Annotated in this window: 15 protein-coding genes; 8 read left to right on the top strand and 7 right to left on the bottom strand. The window is 62.2% G+C overall.

All coding sequences use genetic code 11. The annotated features are described in order from the left end of the window. Positions 1-768: a pseudouridine synthase gene (locus P8Q88_RS03825; RefSeq protein WP_278322494.1), complete on the top strand. Its 768-nt coding sequence runs from the start codon at positions 1-3 to the stop codon at positions 766-768. Continuing rightward, positions 765-1,319, top strand: coding sequence for a 16S rRNA (guanine(966)-N(2))-methyltransferase RsmD (gene rsmD / locus P8Q88_RS03820; protein WP_278322493.1), 555 nt, complete (start codon positions 765-767; stop codon positions 1,317-1,319). Before P8Q88_RS03825 ends, rsmD begins: the two co-directional genes overlap by 4 nt. Positions 1,320-1,326: 7 nt before the next feature. Here the strand turns inward: rsmD and P8Q88_RS03815 are convergent, their stop codons facing one another. Both P8Q88_RS03815 and P8Q88_RS03810 read right to left on the bottom strand, forming a co-directional pair. Beyond that, on the bottom strand, positions 1,327-1,869 hold the full coding sequence (locus tag P8Q88_RS03815; RefSeq protein ID WP_278322492.1) for a hypothetical protein: 543 nt from the start codon (positions 1,867-1,869) through the stop codon (positions 1,327-1,329). Between the two features lie 262 nt (positions 1,870-2,131). Next, entirely contained in the window at positions 2,132-2,677 is a 546-nt protein-coding gene (locus P8Q88_RS03810; protein WP_278322491.1) for a hypothetical protein, read from the bottom strand. Positions 2,678-2,804: 127 nt separating this feature from the next. Between P8Q88_RS03810 and P8Q88_RS03805 the strand changes: the two genes are divergently transcribed. Continuing rightward, entirely contained in the window at positions 2,805-5,114 is a 2,310-nt protein-coding gene (locus P8Q88_RS03805) for an ATP-dependent helicase (protein WP_446532527.1), read from the top strand. A 4-nt stretch (positions 5,115-5,118) separates the two neighbouring features. Here P8Q88_RS03805 and P8Q88_RS03800 read toward each other — a convergent pair whose 3' ends face one another. The 5 genes from P8Q88_RS03800 to P8Q88_RS03780 form a co-directional block, all read right to left on the bottom strand. Beyond that, positions 5,119-5,946: a sterol desaturase family protein gene (locus P8Q88_RS03800; RefSeq protein ID WP_278322490.1), complete on the bottom strand. Its 828-nt coding sequence runs from the start codon at positions 5,944-5,946 to the stop codon at positions 5,119-5,121. A gap of 48 nt (positions 5,947-5,994) precedes the next feature. Further along, positions 5,995-7,149, bottom strand: coding sequence for a non-hydrolyzing UDP-N-acetylglucosamine 2-epimerase (gene wecB / locus P8Q88_RS03795; protein ID WP_278322489.1), 1,155 nt, complete (start codon positions 7,147-7,149; stop codon positions 5,995-5,997). After that, a complete protein-coding gene (gene wecC, locus P8Q88_RS03790; RefSeq protein ID WP_278322488.1) occupies positions 7,146-8,423 on the bottom strand; it encodes a UDP-N-acetyl-D-mannosamine dehydrogenase in 1,278 nt (425 codons plus the stop codon). The genes wecB and wecC overlap by 4 nt, the downstream gene beginning before the upstream one ends. 128 nt (positions 8,424-8,551) lie before the next feature. Beyond that, positions 8,552-9,937, bottom strand: a complete 1,386-nt coding sequence (locus P8Q88_RS03785; protein WP_278322487.1) for a DEAD/DEAH box helicase — start codon at positions 9,935-9,937, stop codon at positions 8,552-8,554. 130 nt (positions 9,938-10,067) lie between these two features. Continuing rightward, positions 10,068-10,574, bottom strand: a complete 507-nt coding sequence (locus P8Q88_RS03780; protein WP_278322486.1) for a hypothetical protein — start codon at positions 10,572-10,574, stop codon at positions 10,068-10,070. A gap of 228 nt (positions 10,575-10,802) precedes the next feature. Here P8Q88_RS03780 and P8Q88_RS03775 point away from each other — a divergent pair, with 228 nt between their 5' ends. The 5 genes from P8Q88_RS03775 to P8Q88_RS03755 all read left to right on the top strand — a co-directional run bounded on the left by P8Q88_RS03775 (position 10,803) and on the right by P8Q88_RS03755 (position 16,080). Beyond that, the gene (locus tag P8Q88_RS03775; protein ID WP_278322485.1) at positions 10,803-12,251 is read left to right on the top strand and encodes an FAD-binding oxidoreductase; all 1,449 of its coding nucleotides are present in this window, start codon (positions 10,803-10,805) and stop codon (positions 12,249-12,251) included. Between the two features lie 65 nt (positions 12,252-12,316). After that, positions 12,317-13,114: a SapC family protein gene (locus P8Q88_RS03770; RefSeq protein WP_278322484.1), complete on the top strand. Its 798-nt coding sequence runs from the start codon at positions 12,317-12,319 to the stop codon at positions 13,112-13,114. After that, complete coding sequence (locus P8Q88_RS03765; protein ID WP_278322483.1) at positions 13,086-14,123, top strand: PDZ domain-containing protein; 1,038 nt, start codon at positions 13,086-13,088, stop codon at positions 14,121-14,123. Before P8Q88_RS03770 ends, P8Q88_RS03765 begins: the two co-directional genes overlap by 29 nt. 107 nt (positions 14,124-14,230) lie before the next feature. Next, positions 14,231-15,256: a mannose-1-phosphate guanylyltransferase gene (locus P8Q88_RS03760; RefSeq protein ID WP_347569002.1), complete on the top strand. Its 1,026-nt coding sequence runs from the start codon at positions 14,231-14,233 to the stop codon at positions 15,254-15,256. Next, positions 15,253-16,080, top strand: coding sequence for a class I mannose-6-phosphate isomerase (locus P8Q88_RS03755; protein WP_278322481.1), 828 nt, complete (start codon positions 15,253-15,255; stop codon positions 16,078-16,080). The genes P8Q88_RS03760 and P8Q88_RS03755 overlap by 4 nt, the downstream gene beginning before the upstream one ends.

Below are 16,080 nucleotides of genomic sequence, written 5' to 3'. Positions count from 1 at the left end.
ATGTCCGACAACCGACTACCAGAAGCCGGCGACCGCATCGCCAAGCTGCTCGCGCGCGCAGGGGTCGCCAGCCGGCGCGAGGTCGAGCGCATGATCGCCGACGGGCGCGTGGCGATCAACGGCAAGGTGCTCGATACGCCAGCCGTGAAACTGGACAGCCTGCGCGGCGTGACGGTGGACGGAAAACCGGTCGGAAAGGCAGAGAATACGCGGCTGTTCGCCTTCCACAAGCCTGCCGGTATGCTCACGACCGAACATGATCCCAAGGGCCGAGCAACCATTTACACGGCCCTGCGCAACGCCCTGCCGAAGGATGCCGGTCGGGTGATGCCAGTAGGGCGGCTCGACTACAATACCGAGGGGCTGTTGCTTCTCACCAATGATGGCGAGATGAAGCGGGCGATGGAGCTGCCGTCCTATGGCGTGCCTCGGACCTATCGTGCACGTGCCTTCGGCGACGTGAGCCAGGCGCAGCTCGACGAACTCGTCGAGGGAGTCGAGGTCGATGGCGTGCGCTACGGACGGATCGAAGCCAATCTGGAACGCGGATCGGGTCGCAATCGCTGGATCGAGCTGACGTTGCGCGAAGGCAAGAACCGCGAAGTGCGCCGGGTGCTCGAGCATCTCGGGCTGGAGGTGAACCGTCTGCTGCGCATCGGCTATGGCCCCTTCCACATCGGCGACCTGCCGCGCGGCCAGGTGGCCGAGATCAAGCGCGGCGATGTCGAGGGCTTCAAGCGCGAACTGGCACGCGGCGGTCGGCAATGAGGATAATTGCCGGCGACTGGCGGGGGCGCAGGCTCGTTGCGCCGCCCGGAGAAGCGACGCGCCCCACCGCGGACCGTACGCGCGAAACGCTTTTCAACATGCTCGCCAGCCGTCTGGGCAGTTTCGAGGGATTGCACGTAGCGGACCTATTCGCCGGATCCGGCGCGCTCGGTCTAGAAGCGCTCTCGCGCGGTGCGGCGGCCTGTCTGTTCGTCGAACAGGACGCGGCTGCCATCAAGGCTATCCGCACCAATGTCGAGGCGCTTGGTGCAAAATCGCGAGCGACCGTACAGGCAGGCTCGGTGATGAGCCTGGCTCCCGCAAAGACGGCGCACGATTTGATCCTGCTCGACCCACCCTATGACACGGGCGCTGGCGAAGTCGCGCTCGACCGCATGCTGCGCCTTGGCTGGATCGGTCCCGCAACCTGGATCGCGCTGGAGACAGGCGCGAAGGAGGAGCCGGCGGTAAGACTGCTCGAATGTGTAGTGGATCGCCGCGTCGGGAAAGCTCGCCTCTCGCTCCTTCGGCTCGCACCCGACGCGGCGTGAGGCAACCCTAAGCGCGACCCATGGGCTCGGGGACTTCGGGAGCCTCATCCTCCACTCCGCTATCGTCATAGCCGTCTTCTGCGGCAGGATCGGCAGCGGCGGAGGAATCCTCTGGCGGCATTGTCGTATCATCGACCGGAGCCGCCGCGGGCGAATCTTCGGACGGCATCGGCGGATTATCGACGGGAGCGGTCTCGGGCGGGTTAGCGAGCTGGGCGTCAATCCTGGCCCAGGCCGCAGCCTGTCCCGCCTCGTCCATGCTCGCGAGTGCGACCTTGTCGCCATCCGTCAGACGCCAGAACACATCCTGCCGCTCAGGCGCGAGCGACCAGAAATAGGTCTGGACCTCGCCTGGCCACTGCCGGAATTGCGCCTGCTGATCCGCAGGCCAGGTGTCGACCGTAGCCATCTGGTCGGGCGTCATCATGGGTGCTGACGGTTGGGCATCGGCAGGGGGCGCTGCCCCATCGTCGCCGACATCCTGCGCGAATGCGGGGATGGAGATGGTGGCCAGTTGGCCACCGAGAATATACCAGAATGTCTTTCGCATGTACTCTTCCTTGGAAGTTTGACATGCGCGACGAACGCGACCCGTTTTTTCCCTGCGTCGGATACTCTGATTAGCTTAAACCGCCCCTATGACAAGAGCGGCGCCGCTCGCCTGTCTTCCCGCGAAAACGCACTGTCGGGATACGTGGCAAAAATGAGGCGAACGGCAGATAGCCTAGAAAAAGGGCAGACCCGCTAACGCGAACCTGCCCCTTTCTGTGTCTGCGCCAGCCTAAAGCTGGCTGCGTGACGAACCGTTATTGTCAGTCCATCTGGCTTGCGGGACGACCCGGCCAATAATCGAGCGGCTTCGTGCCAGTACCGCGCGCTTCCCAGGAATTGATGCAGTTATCCTGCTGATTGGGCGAGCAGATCGGCAGGTCGCCAGTCGGCGGGCCCTGATCGCCGGGGGTGGCCTGCACGCGCTCGTTGCGGACGAACCGGATGTTACTGCTGGTCGTCGTCGTTGCGGTCGCGGCGGGCGTCGTGGCGCTACCGTTGATCTGCGCAGAAATCTGCGTCCACGCAGCGGAGCGCTGGGCCGGCGTCATTTCCACGATCCGGACGCGCTGGGGATCGGTGAGCATCCACCAGCCCTCCTTCTGCGCGTCGGTCAGTGTCCAGTAGTATTCTTGCGCAGCGATCGGCCACGCCTTGTACGTCATCCGCTTGTCGTCGGTCCACGTCATGAAGTCGGCTTCCTGCGCGTCGGTCATCATGTAAGCTTCGGCTTCCATATGATCGTCGGCGATCGCGGGCGCAGCCACAAAAGCGAGGGCTGCAGCACCTGCCATAATCAGATTGCGCATTGATTTCTCTCCAATTTCAGCTTCGAACATGACCACACTACGAAGAAGTCGCCGAAGTTGTTCCGAGACCGTCGCGACCCGAGGCTTGTGCTGACGCTCTGCGTTCCCTACCTGTTCCGAAAGGCGCATGACCAACCTCCCCGAACCCTCCCCGGCGGCCCCTGGCGGCGACGTCCCGGCCTATGCGGCAATGCTCAATGCGCCGCAGCGCGAAGCCGTGCTGACGACCGAAGGCCCGGTGTTGATGCTGGCAGGTGCGGGGACGGGCAAGACCGCGGCACTTACCGCGCGGCTTGCACATCTCATCGCAACCCGGCGCGCGTGGCCATCAGAAATCCTGTGCGTGACCTTCACCAACAAGGCAGCGCGCGAGATGCGCGAGCGTGTTGGACGTCACATCGGGGATGCCGTCGAAGGCATGCCCTGGCTTGGCACTTTCCATTCGATCGGCGCGCGAATGCTGCGGCGTCACGCTGAGCTGGTCGGCTTGCAGAGCAATTATTCGATCATCGACACAGACGATCAGCTACGACTGCTCAAGCAGCTGATCCAGCAGAACGAGCTCGACGAGAAACGCTGGCCGGCAAGGCAGCTGGCGGGGCTGATTGATCGCTGGAAGAACCGCGGGCTCAATCCTGGCGATCTCGATGCCGCCGAGAACGAGGCCTATGCCAACGGCCTCGGCACTAAGTTCTACAAGCTCTACCAGGAGCGACTGCAGGCCCTCAACGCCTGCGATTTCGGCGACCTGTTGCTGCACATGCTCAACATCTTCCGCCAGCACCGCGATATACTCGAGCAATATCAGCGGCGCTTCAAATACATCCTCGTCGACGAATATCAGGACACCAACCAGGTCCAGTATCTTTGGCTCCGCCTGCTGGCACAGGATCGCAAGAACATCTGCGTCGTCGGCGACGACGACCAGTCGATCTATTCCTGGCGCGGAGCGGAAGTCGCCAATATCCTGAAATTCGAGAAGGATTTTCCGGGCGCGGCAGTCATCAAGCTGGAGCAGAATTATCGCTCTACGCCGCAGATTCTGGCTGCGGCATCGGGATTGATAGATGCGAACAGCGAACGGCTTGGCAAGACGCTGTGGACCGAACTTCCCGCTGGCGAAAAAGTCCGCGTGATCGGCGTGTGGGACGGCCCCGAAGAGGCACGCCGCGTCGGCGAGGAAATCGAGCGGCTGGAATCGGAAGGCGCTTCGCTCGACGAAGTGGCCATTCTGGTTCGTGCCCAGTACCAGACGCGAGAGTTCGAGGACCGCTTCATCCAGATCGGCCTCAATTATCGCATCGTCGGCGGCTTCCGCTTTTATGAGCGCGCCGAAATCCGCGATGCACTCGCCTATCTGCGCGTGATCGAGCAGCCGGCGGACGATCTGGCCTTCGAGCGCATCTATAACCAGCCAAAGCGCGGACTAGGAGCGAAGACACTGGAGGCCATGCGCCGCCATGCTCGGCGCATGCAGATGCCGCTGGCCGCGGCATCGCTCGACCTCGCGGACAGCGACGAGCTGCCGGCCCGCGCGCGAAATACGCTGACGGGACTGCTCGCGCAGTTCGTGCACTGGCGCGAGCAAGCCGAGAAGGTTACGCCCTCCGAGCTCTTGCGCTTGGTCGTCGCGGAAAGCGGCTACGAGGAGATGCTCCAGAAAGATCGCAGCGCTGAAAGCGCAGGACGGCTCGAAAACCTTTCCGAACTTGCCCGGGCGATGGAGGACTACGAAAGCCTGACCGACTTTCTCGAGCATGTCAGCCTGGTGATGGACAATGATGCACGCGACGATGGCGAAAAGCTCACCATCATGACCATGCATGCGGCGAAGGGGCTGGAATTCGACCACGTCTTCCTGCCCGGTTGGGAAGAAGGCGTGTTCCCCAGCCAGCGCGCGCTGGATGAAGGCGGCCTCGCCAGTCTCGAGGAAGAGCGCCGTCTGGCCTATGTCGCTATTACGCGGGCCAAGCGGCGATGCTCGATCTTCCACGCGGCAAACCGGCGGATCTATGGCCAGTGGACGAGTTCGATCCCCAGCCGTTTCATCGACGAATTGCCCGAGGAGACGATCGAGCGGGAGACGACTATGACGGGCGGTGCGTCGCTTTGGCGCGCAAATTGGACCGAGACCGAAGATCCCTTCGCGCATGTTTCAACCAGCCGGCCGGACCGGTCCACTGCCCGCGGACCGGGCTGGCAGAGAGCGCTATCGAGCGGCTATGACGCGACGCCCAAACGCATCGCCGAGCCAGGTCGCAGCGCGGCGAGCTTCGCAGCGAAGCCGCGGAGCGACATCGCCATCGGTGCGCGCGTGTTCCACGACAAGTTCGGCTACGGCACGGTAACCGATCAGGAAGGGAATAAGCTCGCGATCGAATTTGAGAAAGCTGGCGAGAAACGGGTTTTGGACAGCTTCGTGAAGCTGGCCGACTGAGCCCTCAGACGGCGGCCTTTTCGGGCGCCGCGCTATCTTGCGGCTCGCGCACTCGATAGCGTTCCTCCCACGGACGCTTGAGCTCTCCCCAGAAACCGCGCGTGCCTTCCTCGATCCCCGTCTCGCAATCGACATAGGGCGCAGGATCGCACCACGTCCCGAACAGCTTGTCCCACAGGGTGATGGTGTTGCCGAAATTGGTCCCCATCAGCTGTTCGTCGCGGATGTGATGAAGGCGGTGAGCGGCGGGAGAAATCATGATCTGGCCGAGAATGCCGAGAGTCCAGGGAACATCGGCATGGATGAAATACCCCCACCAGCTGCGCAACAGCATCGCCGTAAATATTGCCCACAACGGAAAACCGAGCAGCAGCACCAGCGACATGTCGAGCATCAGCGAAAGGAACTTCGCGATTGGATGCTTGCGTTGAACTGACAGCCAGTGGAGCGCCGTATCGGCGTGATGCGTGGCGTGATAGCGCCACAGGCTGGCGCTGTGTTCCAGGCGGTGCCGCCAATAGGCCGCCAGATCGACGACGCAGATTGCCGCGACGACGACCGCGATCGCTGGCAGGCGATCCCAGAAGCTCTCGAACCAGACCCTGCCGTCAAGCAACATGGCGAGTGTCGCGACAGGCACTGCGGTCAGCGGAACGAGGACCAGCGCATTGAGTGCGGCCAGGCCCATATTGGTTCGCGCTTCCGTACGGCACCGCTGATAAGCAGCGAAAATCGAGCGCCGCTTTACGATCAGGGCAAGCGCAGCGAATACCGCGAAATACATCGCAATGTCGCGCACGAAGGCCAGCATTGGATCAAACAGATCTGTCACATGGCAGGGAATGCCATATTTGGGTGAAGACCTCGTAAACGCCGGTGCCTAGTCGGCCGGCCCCTTCCACTCAGCGCCGTGATGACGGGCTATGATAGCGGCGATTTGTCGCGCTGCGGTTCCATCACCATAGGGATTGTGCGCACGAGCGACGGCCTCATATGCTTCCCGGTCATCCAGCAGCCGCACCGTTTCCGCCACGATCGCGTTGGTTTCCGCGCCCACCAGCCGGGCGGTGCCTGCCGCGATGCCTTCGGGTCTTTCAGTCGTGTCGCGCATGACGAGAACCGGTTTGCCAAGGCTAGGCGCCTCTTCCTGAATGCCGCCGCTGTCGGTGAGGATGATCTCCGCACGCGACATCATCCGCACGAAATTGGGATAGTCGAGCGGTGCGATGAGTGCGATGTTTCCGCACCCCGCCAGCGCCTCGCGCATGACGCCCTCCACATTCGGATTGGGGTGCACCGGGTAGACGATGGCAATATCGTCGCGCTCGGCCAGTTTGCGCAAGCCGGCAGCAATGTTCTGCATGCCGGCGCCGAAATTCTCGCGGCGATGTGCAGTCACAGCGATGATGCGCTTGCCAGCAAAACCGTCGAGCACGCGATCGATCTCGGCCGCGAGGTCAGGATTCACCCTCAGCTTGTCACGCGTGGCAAGCAGCGCATCGATCACCGTATTGCCTGTAACGAACACGGCATCGCGCGCGGTGTTTTCAGCAATCAAGGCACCGGCCGCGATGTCGGTCGGGGCGAAATGCAAGTCGGCGACGGTGCCAGTGACGCGGCGGTTTACCTCTTCTGGCCAGGGCGAGTAAATATCGCCGCTGCGTAGCCCGGCTTCGACATGGCCGACCGGGATTTTGCGGAAATAACACGCCAGCGTGACCATCATCGTTGTCAGCGTATCGCCATGGACAAGGACCCGATCCGGCTTCTCGCGGTCCAGAACCTCACCGAAATTCAGCAGGATACGCGATGCCAGCGCATCGAGGCTCTGGCCGTGTTGCATCAGGTCGAGATCGATATCGGGTGTCAGGCCGGCAATCGCCATCACCTGGTCCAGCATTTCGCGGTGCTGCGCCGTGACCACCACTTGCGCGTCACACCAGCCGCCTTCGCGCAGGGCATGCACGACCGGGAACATCTTGATCGCTTCTGGCCGCGTCCCAAAAGTAACGAAGATCTTCGGGCGAATACTCATGCCTCCAGCAGGCCGCGCGTGTCATACACCTGCTTCCCGGCGAAATCGCGCAAGGTCAAATGCTTGAAATCCGTGTGGTCGACGAGGATGGCATGGATATCGGCCTCCGCCAGCGCCGACGGCAAGTCGCACAGGCTGGCGCCGGTCTCTGCGAGACGCTCGGGAAGCTCGTCGACGAAGGGTTCGACGATCATCAGCCGACTGCCGAACTCGGTTGCCAGACGGTTGGCGACTTCCATCGCCGGGCTTTCGCGCAAATCGTCGATATCGGGTTTGAAGGCCAGGCCGAGCACCGCGATCTTCGCATCGCTTTCGCCGGAAGCCATCGCCAGCAGTCGCGCAACAACATGCTCGGTCTTGTTGAGGTTCACTTCCCGCGCCGTCCGGATCAGCGGCGTTTCCTCGGGAGCCGCAGCGACGAGAAACCACGGATCGACCGCGATGCAGTGGCCGCCCACTCCCGGTCCCGGCTGCAGAATGTTAACCCGCGGGTGGCGGTTGGCGAGGCGAATGACCTCCCAGACGTTGATCCCGAAGCGGTCCGCGACCAACGACAATTCGTTGGCGAAAGCGATGTTCACGTCGCGGAAGCTGTTCTCGACCAGCTTGACCATCTCGGCGGCGGCGGCGTTCGTATCGAAACACACCCCCAGCACGAATTGCGCATAAAGGCGCTTGGCAGCGATTGCGCATGCGGGGGTCATACCACCGATCACGCGGTCGTTCGAACGCAGCTCGGCGAGGATCTTGCCGGGGAGCACGCGTTCGGGACAATAGGCGATCGCGATATCCGCCGGCCCGTGGGTACTGCCCGGAACGCCAAGGTCGGGTCGAAGCCGAGCGATCAGCTGTGCGATCCGCTCGGTGGTGCCGACCGGCGAAGTCGACTCGAGGATCACGCAATCGCCGGGGCGCAGCCGGGGCGCGATGGTTTCGGCCGCGCTCATCACGCTGGCGAGCCCGGGCTGCCTGTCGTCCCCCAGCGGAGTAGGAACGGCAATGACGTGAAACTTGGCTGCAGCCGCTTCGTGCGAGGCGACAAGCATGTCCTGTTTGACGACCCGCTCGACCAGTTGGTCGAGGTCCTTTTCCTCGATGTGGATGGCGCCGCGATTGATGGTTTCCACCACGCGGGCGGAAGTATCCACCCCGCAAACCCGAAGACCCGCTGACGCGATTACCGATGCTGTCGGCAGACCGATATAGCCGAGGCCGAATACGCAGACGTCGAAATTCTCGGTCCCAGCGCTGGCGTAGGGCTCGGAAATGTCCACGTCGAATTCCCCCGGGCCTGTGTCCATCGCCAGCGCGGCTTGCGCTGCTTCATCATCCGCGACTCAATGCACCAAGGGTCGCGAAACGGCTCAATGCTCGATTAAAGTAAATCGAGCGTGAACCAAGGCTACACAGCCGATATGTCGAGGAATCCCGGCTTGGGGCCGTTCCACTCGCCCGCCGCGTCGGACGTCTGTGCGGAATCGGGCTGGCGGTCGGATTTGCGCCCGGTCTTGCGGGGTTCTTTGGCAGCGGCCCTGGGTGCGGAAGCCTTCGGCTCGCTCTTGCCCTCACCCCGCTTTGAACGCTTGCGTTTCTCGCTCTGCTCTTCGCGCTGTGGCTCGGCGCCATCGCTCTCGGCCTGCTGTTGCTCGGGCTCTTTCAGCGCGACACGCACGTCCTTCTTGCCGAACACGTCAATCTTGGCGCCGGTGAGCTTTTCGACATTCTCGATGGCTTCGGCATCGTCTTCGGCGACGAAGGTGAACGCCCGCCCCTTCGCCCCCGCGCGACCGGTGCGCCCGATCCGGTGAACGTAATCATCAGGGTGCCAGGGCGTATCGAAGTTGAACACGTGACTGACGCCCTTGATGTCCAGCCCGCGTGCGGCGACGTCGGAAGCGACGAGGATATTGACCTCGCCCTTCTTGAAGCGATCGAGTTCCTTCAACCGGCTCGACTGGTCCATGTCGCCGTGAATTTCGCTCGATGCGAAACCGTGGCTCTGCAGGCTCTTGTTGAGCTCGCGCACGGTGGTCTTGCGATTGGCAAAGATGATCGCGGTTTCGACCAGGTCGTTGCGCAGCAGCCAGCGCAGCGTCTCGCGCTTCTGGCGGCTTTTCACCGGAACCTTGAAAGCGGTAATGTCTTTGTTGGTCGTCGCCGCCCGGCTGACTTCGATCCGTTTGGGATTGCTGAGGAATTTCTTCGCCAGCTTCTCGATCGGCGGGGGCATCGTGGCCGAGAAAAGCATGGTCTGCCGCGTCTCGGGCAGTTTGTCGCAGATGAACTCGATGTCCGGGATGAAGCCCATGTCGAGCATCCGGTCTGCCTCGTCGATGACCAGCAGCTCGCAGCCATTGAGCAGGATCTTGCCGCGCTCGAACAGGTCCATGAGGCGCCCCGGCGTCGCGATCAGCACGTCGACGCCCTCGTTCAGCGCCTTGACCTGGTCACCCATCTGTACGCCGCCGATCAGGAGCGCCATCTTGAGATCGTGGTTCTTGCCGTACTTCTCGAAGTTCTCCGCAACCTGTGCCGCTAGCTCACGGGTCGGCTCGAGGATCAGGGATCGCGGCATGAGCGCGCGCCGCCGGCCACTTGCCATGATATCGATCATCGGCAGGACGAAGCTGGCGGTCTTGCCGGTGCCCGTCTGGGCGATACCGATGATATCTTTCATCATCAGCACGGGCGGTATCGCCTCGCGCTGGATATCGGTCGGCTCGGTGTAGCCGGCCTCTTCGACCGCCTTCAGCAGGTCCTTGGAAAGGCCGAGATCGGCAAATGTCATGCGCGTCGAATGTATCCCTGGATGGAGTGCCGGTGAAAAGCACGACAGATCGCGCAAAACGGCTGGTCGCGCCCTTTGCCCGATAGGGCGAATAAGTCAAGGATGACGGACCGGTTGGGTGCCGGCTGGCCTAGTCGCGTGGCCTCACTGCAACGAGACGGTTGAGTTCGGAAATGCGACACTTCGCCCCGGCACGCGAAAGCAGCCGGTCCCGATCGGCGCAAAGCTGCCCGTCCGCATTCCGCTCGACGTAGAAGCCAAGGTAGAAGTCGCGCGGGCTGCAGGCCTTTTCGAGCTGCGCGGATATCAGGCTGCGATCGCGCATGTAAATGATGAGCCTGCTGCCGTTGTCGGACACACCGACGATATTGTTGGCAGGAAGACATTGCGTCATCGACTGCTCCACCAGCCGCGTCGGCGTCGCCTGGCTCGGCAGTTGAGCGAGCAGGTTGCTGCCGCGCGTGCGGCCGGGCTGCGGACTGATGCGCAAGATCACACGCCGCTCGATCCGGACCTGATTGGCAACGGGCGCGCGGACTTCCCTGGAAAGATCGCGCCAGTCGGGCGGCCGGTCAGACAAAGACATCGGTGCGAGCGGGCCTGCCGGCTTTCCATGCCGCTCGCCAGCCGCATCCATGTCCCCACCGTTCGCAGGAGTTGCGAGCGGCAGAAGGAGAGACAGCAAGGCAGAAACAAGTGGCATCGGCGCTGGTAGGTCCGTTCCTCTTTCCGGCAGGATAGCAGGCACCTGCAGTTCGGTGGTGGGCGGTCCTTGCCCCGATCCGTTTGAATATCCGCTTAATTGATCCTCCTGCCATGGCAAGGGAGTGGAAATTGCGTGAGCAGATGTGGCAAGGACGCCGCAATGCCCAACGACAATTCCTTCGCACAGGCCGCTGCCGACCTCCTGGGGCCGCGCGGTTTCACCCACGATCCGGAACTGGTCGATCCCTGGCTGACCGATTGGCGCGGTCGCTATACGGGTAAGGCGGTCGGTCTCGCTTCGCCTGCCGACGTGTCGGAGGTGGCAGCGCTCGTGAAGCTGTGTGCCGCGCATGGGGTGCCGATCGTGCCCCAGGGCGGAAACAGCGGGATGTCGGGCGGCGCCACTCCCGACAACAGCGGCGAGGCTGTGATCCTGTCACTGCGCAGGATGGATGCGATCCGCACCATCGACGTCGACGCTCGGGAAATTACCTGCGAGGCCGGAGTCATTCTCCAGACCCTGCATGAGGCCGCCGAAGGAGAACGGCTTCGTTTCCCGCTGACACTGGGCGGAAAGGGCTCGGCCACGATCGGGGGGCTTATTTCGACCAATGCCGGCGGCACGCAGGTTTTGCGGCATGGGACGATGCGCGCGCAGGTGCTGGGCATCGAGGCGGTCCTGGCCGACGGATCGGTGTTCGATTCGCTGACTCCGCTAAAAAAGGACAATCGCGGTTTCGACCTGAAGCAGATGCTGATCGGGTCGGAAGGCACGCTGGGTATCGTTACCGCCGCGACCTTGCGCCTCCTGCCGGAGATCGGCGGCCGCGTGGTTGCCTGGGCCGGTCTGCCCTCGATCTCGGCGGCGCGCGAACTGCTCCTACATTGCGAGAAGCAGGCTGGCGACAAGCTCGAAGGTTTCGAGGTCTTGCCAAAGCATTGCCTCCAGTCGGTCCTCGCCCACCTCCCCGATGCCAGGTCACCGCTGACCAGCGAACATGCATGGCATGCGCTTATCGAACTGGTCGCCGAGCGGGGCGAGGAAGACCGGCTTCGGGACATGGCGGAAACCATGCTCGCAGACGCGATCGAGGCCGGTCTCCTGGAAGATGCAGCGATCGCAGCGAATGAAAGCCAGGCGGATGATTTCTGGCTGATGCGCGATTCGATCGCCCCTGCCGAACGCGCTATCGGACCCGCCATGCAGCACGATATTTCGGTGCCGGTCGCGCGCATGGCTCGCTTTGTGGAAGAGGCCTCCCTCGAGATCGAAGCCCGCTTTCCGGGCACGACGGCGGTCGGATTCGGTCACTTGGGCGACGGTAATATCCATTTCCACGTCCTCGCCCCGGAAGGCGCGACTCGCGGGGAATGGGAAGCACAGGCAGGTAAACGGATCAGCGCTTTCGTACATGATCTCGTTACCCGCTATGATGGCTCGATCAGCGCCGAACACGGGATTGGCCAGATGAAGCGGGATGAGCTGGGTCGGCTTGGCGATCCGGTTGCGCTGGATCTCATGCGCAAGGTCAAGCAGGCGCTCGACCCGCAGGGATTGCTAAATCCGGGCAAGCTGGTGCCGCTTGCGAAAGCCGGTCCAACCGCTTAAAGCGCAGCGCTTCACGCGCGTGCCAGACACGCCCGTTACATCCCACCGTCTATCGGAGAGTTTCCATGGCCAGCGCGCCGCAGCCGAACCTGCCCCTGTTCTACAACGATCTCATGCCGCTCAACAGCAATGATCACGCCGATCTCAAGACCCGGCCCGTCGATCTTGCTCCGTGGCTTTCCAAGCAGCATGCCGTGCCGTTGACCGTGGACGAATTCGTCCAGGCTCAGCGCCAGCTTCCGATCGTGTTTTCCGCAGGCGAGAACGCCCTGCCCCTGGCGTTGTTCGCGCTCAATGAAGGGGTGAACACCTTCGTCGACGAAACCGGCAAGGTCACCGAGCCGGTCTACCTTCCCGCCTACATCCGTCGCTATCCTTTCATGCTCGCGCGGCTGCGCCCGGACGCCGAAGAGCTGTCGCTATGCTTCGACCCGACTGCCGATTCTGTGGGCGAGTTCGAGGATGGGGATGCCTTCTTCGACGGTAAGGAGCCCAGCGAGGCGACGAAGACCATCCTGCAGTTCTGCGAGAGCTTCGAGCAGGCCGGCCAGCGCACCCAGGCCTTCATGAAAGAACTGAAGGATGCCGATTTGCTGATGGATGGCGAAGTCGCGATCCAGCGTCCCGACGAGGACAAGCCTTTCATCTATCGCGGATTCCAGATGGTGAACGCCGAGAAGCTGCGCGAGCTGCGCGGCGATCAGCTGCGCAAGTGGAACGAGAGCGGCCTGCTCCAGCTCATTTTCGCGCACCTCTTCTCGCTCGAACAGATGCGCGTGCTCTTCGCGCGACAGGCAAACCAGGGCACCGCGCCCAAGCCACAGGCGCAGCTCAATGGCGTTGAAGGCGCGCCCGCTGCGTAAGCAGTCAGCATTTCTAGGGGCGGCCGGGCTGGTCTCGGCCGCCTTTTTTGCTGCCCCCTCTCCTGCCGTTGGACAAGACGAGAGGCCGGAGACCGAGACCCAGTCGCCCCTGCAGATATTCCAGCATCGCGAAGACCTCCTCTTCCGGGTCGGATACCGGCTGGCGGTTGCCAACGCCGAGTTCTGCGATGCGCGTGTTCCGGCAACGGGAATGCTGGTGCACGATGCCGCAGCATATGGCGATCCGCGGGCTGTGCGCGCTCTATTCAATTTGAGCGGTGACCTTGCTGTGCAGTCGGTCGCCCCCGGCTCGCCTGCCTCGCGCGCTGGGCTGCGCGTCAACGATACGCTCGTGGCCATCGCGGGCAAAGCTATCGCCGAAACCTGGCAACCGACCGATCCGGCCTGGAAACGAAGCCAGGAAATCCGTGAGTACCTCGACCAGCAGTTGCAACTAGGCCCGGTGCGCCTGACATGGCGCGACGCAGCCGGGATGCTGCGCGAGGCAGTGCTCGAACCTGTCGAATCCTGCGCATCGCGATTCGAATTGCTCACCTCCTCCTCCAAGGCGAGCGCCGATGGTGATCGCGTACTGGTGGGCGAGGATTTTCCAGGCTTCGGCTACGCCGAAGATGAATTCGCGGCGATGGTCGCGCATGAGATGGCGCATAATCTGCTCGGCCATCTCGACTATCTGGAAGAGACGGGCCGCAAGCGTCGGTTGGTTCGGCTGACCGAGCGCGATGCCGATCGCCTGATGCCCTGGTTGCTGGTCAATGCCGGATATGACCCGAAAGCCGCAATCCGGTTCATGCGCCAATGGGGTCCCCGCCACGGCGGCTGGATCTTCCGCAAGCGGACGCATGACGGATGGGACGAACGAATCGAGTTCATCGAGGCTGAAGTGAAAAAGATTGAAGCGGCGCGCACCGCTGGCAAGATGGGGAAGGCCGATTGGTCGCTCGGTTTCATCGGTCAAAGCCTTGCAACACGAGACGACGGAAATTAGACCCAGGAAGCGCGAGCGCGCTTTCAGCAATTCAGCCTTTCGTCATCTGATCGGTCTGACCGTGTAAGCACTCACTCAAAACCCTGGAGCAGTCTTTGCCGAAAATCGTGCCCGTCATCCTTTGCGGAGGAAACGGAACCCGTTTGTGGCCGCGCAGCCGTGCCTCGAAACCCAAGCCGTTTCTGCCGCTGCTCGGGGACAGGACGCTCTTCCAGTCCACTCTCGATCGCTGCTCGGACCATGAGATGTTCGATCCGCCGACTATCGTCATCGGAGAGCAGCACCTTGAGTTTGCACGAGCGCAAGCGGCAGATGTCCCAGGAGATCCGCTCTTCATCGTCGAACCGATGGGACGGAATACGGCGCCTGCCATAGCGCTTGCCGCCCTTGCCCTAGATCCCGATCAAATCATGCTCGTTTGTCCGAGCGATCACCATATTGTTGACCCGGACGCCTTCCGATCTGCGGCGCGTTCCGCTGCGACGCTGGCCCGCGATGACTGGATGGTGTCTTTCGGCATTGCCGCCACCAGCCCGGAAACAGGCTATGGCTATATTCGCAGAGGCGAAGCCGTCGGTGATGGTTTTCGCGTCCACAGTTTTGTCGAGAAGCCCGACATGGAACGAGCGATCACATTTCTGGCCGACGGGAACTATGCGTGGAATGGCGGAATATTCGCCTTCAAGGCGTGCACCTATCTTGCCGAACTCGAAACCCATCGCCCGGAAATCTTTGCAGCCGTTTCGACTGCTTTTGAACGGGGTAATCGAGATGGTGAAACTATCAGACCAGAAGCGGCAGAATTCGCGAAAGTCGAGAAGGAATCAGTCGATTACGCGGTAATGGAAAATACGCAACGCGCCGCCATGGTCGATGTATCCATGGGCTGGTCCGATATCGGAAACTGGGATGCGCTAGTTGAGCAACGCGGTTCCGGGACCCAGGACAATGTCGTCGTAGGTCCGGGTGAGATCATCGGATCGTCTGGGACGATGATCGATAGCGATGGGCCGCATGTGACGGTCGTAGGCGCCGACAATATCGTGGTTGTGGTTGATGGCGACGACGTCCTCGTCGTCTCGCGCGATGCAGTGCAGCGGGTGGGCGAAGCGAAGCGGTGTTCGGGCACATGATCCGGAAGCTACCCCAACGATTTGTGGAGAAGATCTGGGGAGTCGAACGCCTTCCGTCCTTCTTCGCGCACGCACCACAGAGCCGAATTGGGGAAATCTGGTTCGAGCCGCCCCCCGAGCTCGACGCCCTTCTGGTCAAATATATCTTCACGAGCGAGCGGCTTTCGGTCCAGGCCCATCCGAACGACCAGCAAGTCCGCAGCATGGGGCTCGGCAAGACCGGGAAAAGTGAATGCTGGGTCATTATCGATGCCGAACCTGGAGCTGAGATCGCGGCGGGATTCGAGAACAAGGTGGACCCGGATGGGATGCGCCGTTCGGCACTCGACGGATCAATTCTCGACCTGCTTAGCTGGCACCGCGTCGAAGCGGGCGATGTGTTCTACATCCCGGCCGGTACCGTCCATGCAATTGGTGCGGGCGTCAGCCTTATCGAAGTGCAGCAGAATAGCGACATCACCTTCCGCCTGTACGACTACGGGAGACCGCGCGAGTTGCATCTCGACCAGGGAATGCAAGTTGCCTCAGGCCTACCGTATCCCGAACAGCTGAAATCCCGGGTCACGAACGCGGCAGGGCCCGTTGTAAAATCGCCCCACTTTACGCTTTATCTCTGGAAAAAGGACACCTCGCCCTTCCCATCCCCTCTGCATGAGGGTCCGGCGCTCGTTATACCTTACGGTGGAGAGATTCATCTCGCCGGGGAGACGTTGAAGCCCGGCGAGTGCGCACTTGCGCTCTCGTCGCATGATCAATCGCTTTCCGGAGAAGGAAGCGCCCTGATCGCGCAAGCGGTCGATCCAATCTCGGGAAACGTCGGTTAA

Source organism: Qipengyuania marincola (assembly GCF_029688625.1).
GTDB lineage: Bacteria > Pseudomonadota > Alphaproteobacteria > Sphingomonadales > Sphingomonadaceae > Qipengyuania.
The sequence above is the reverse complement of the archived record's forward strand: the minus strand, read 5'-3'. Positions and strand labels throughout refer to the sequence as shown.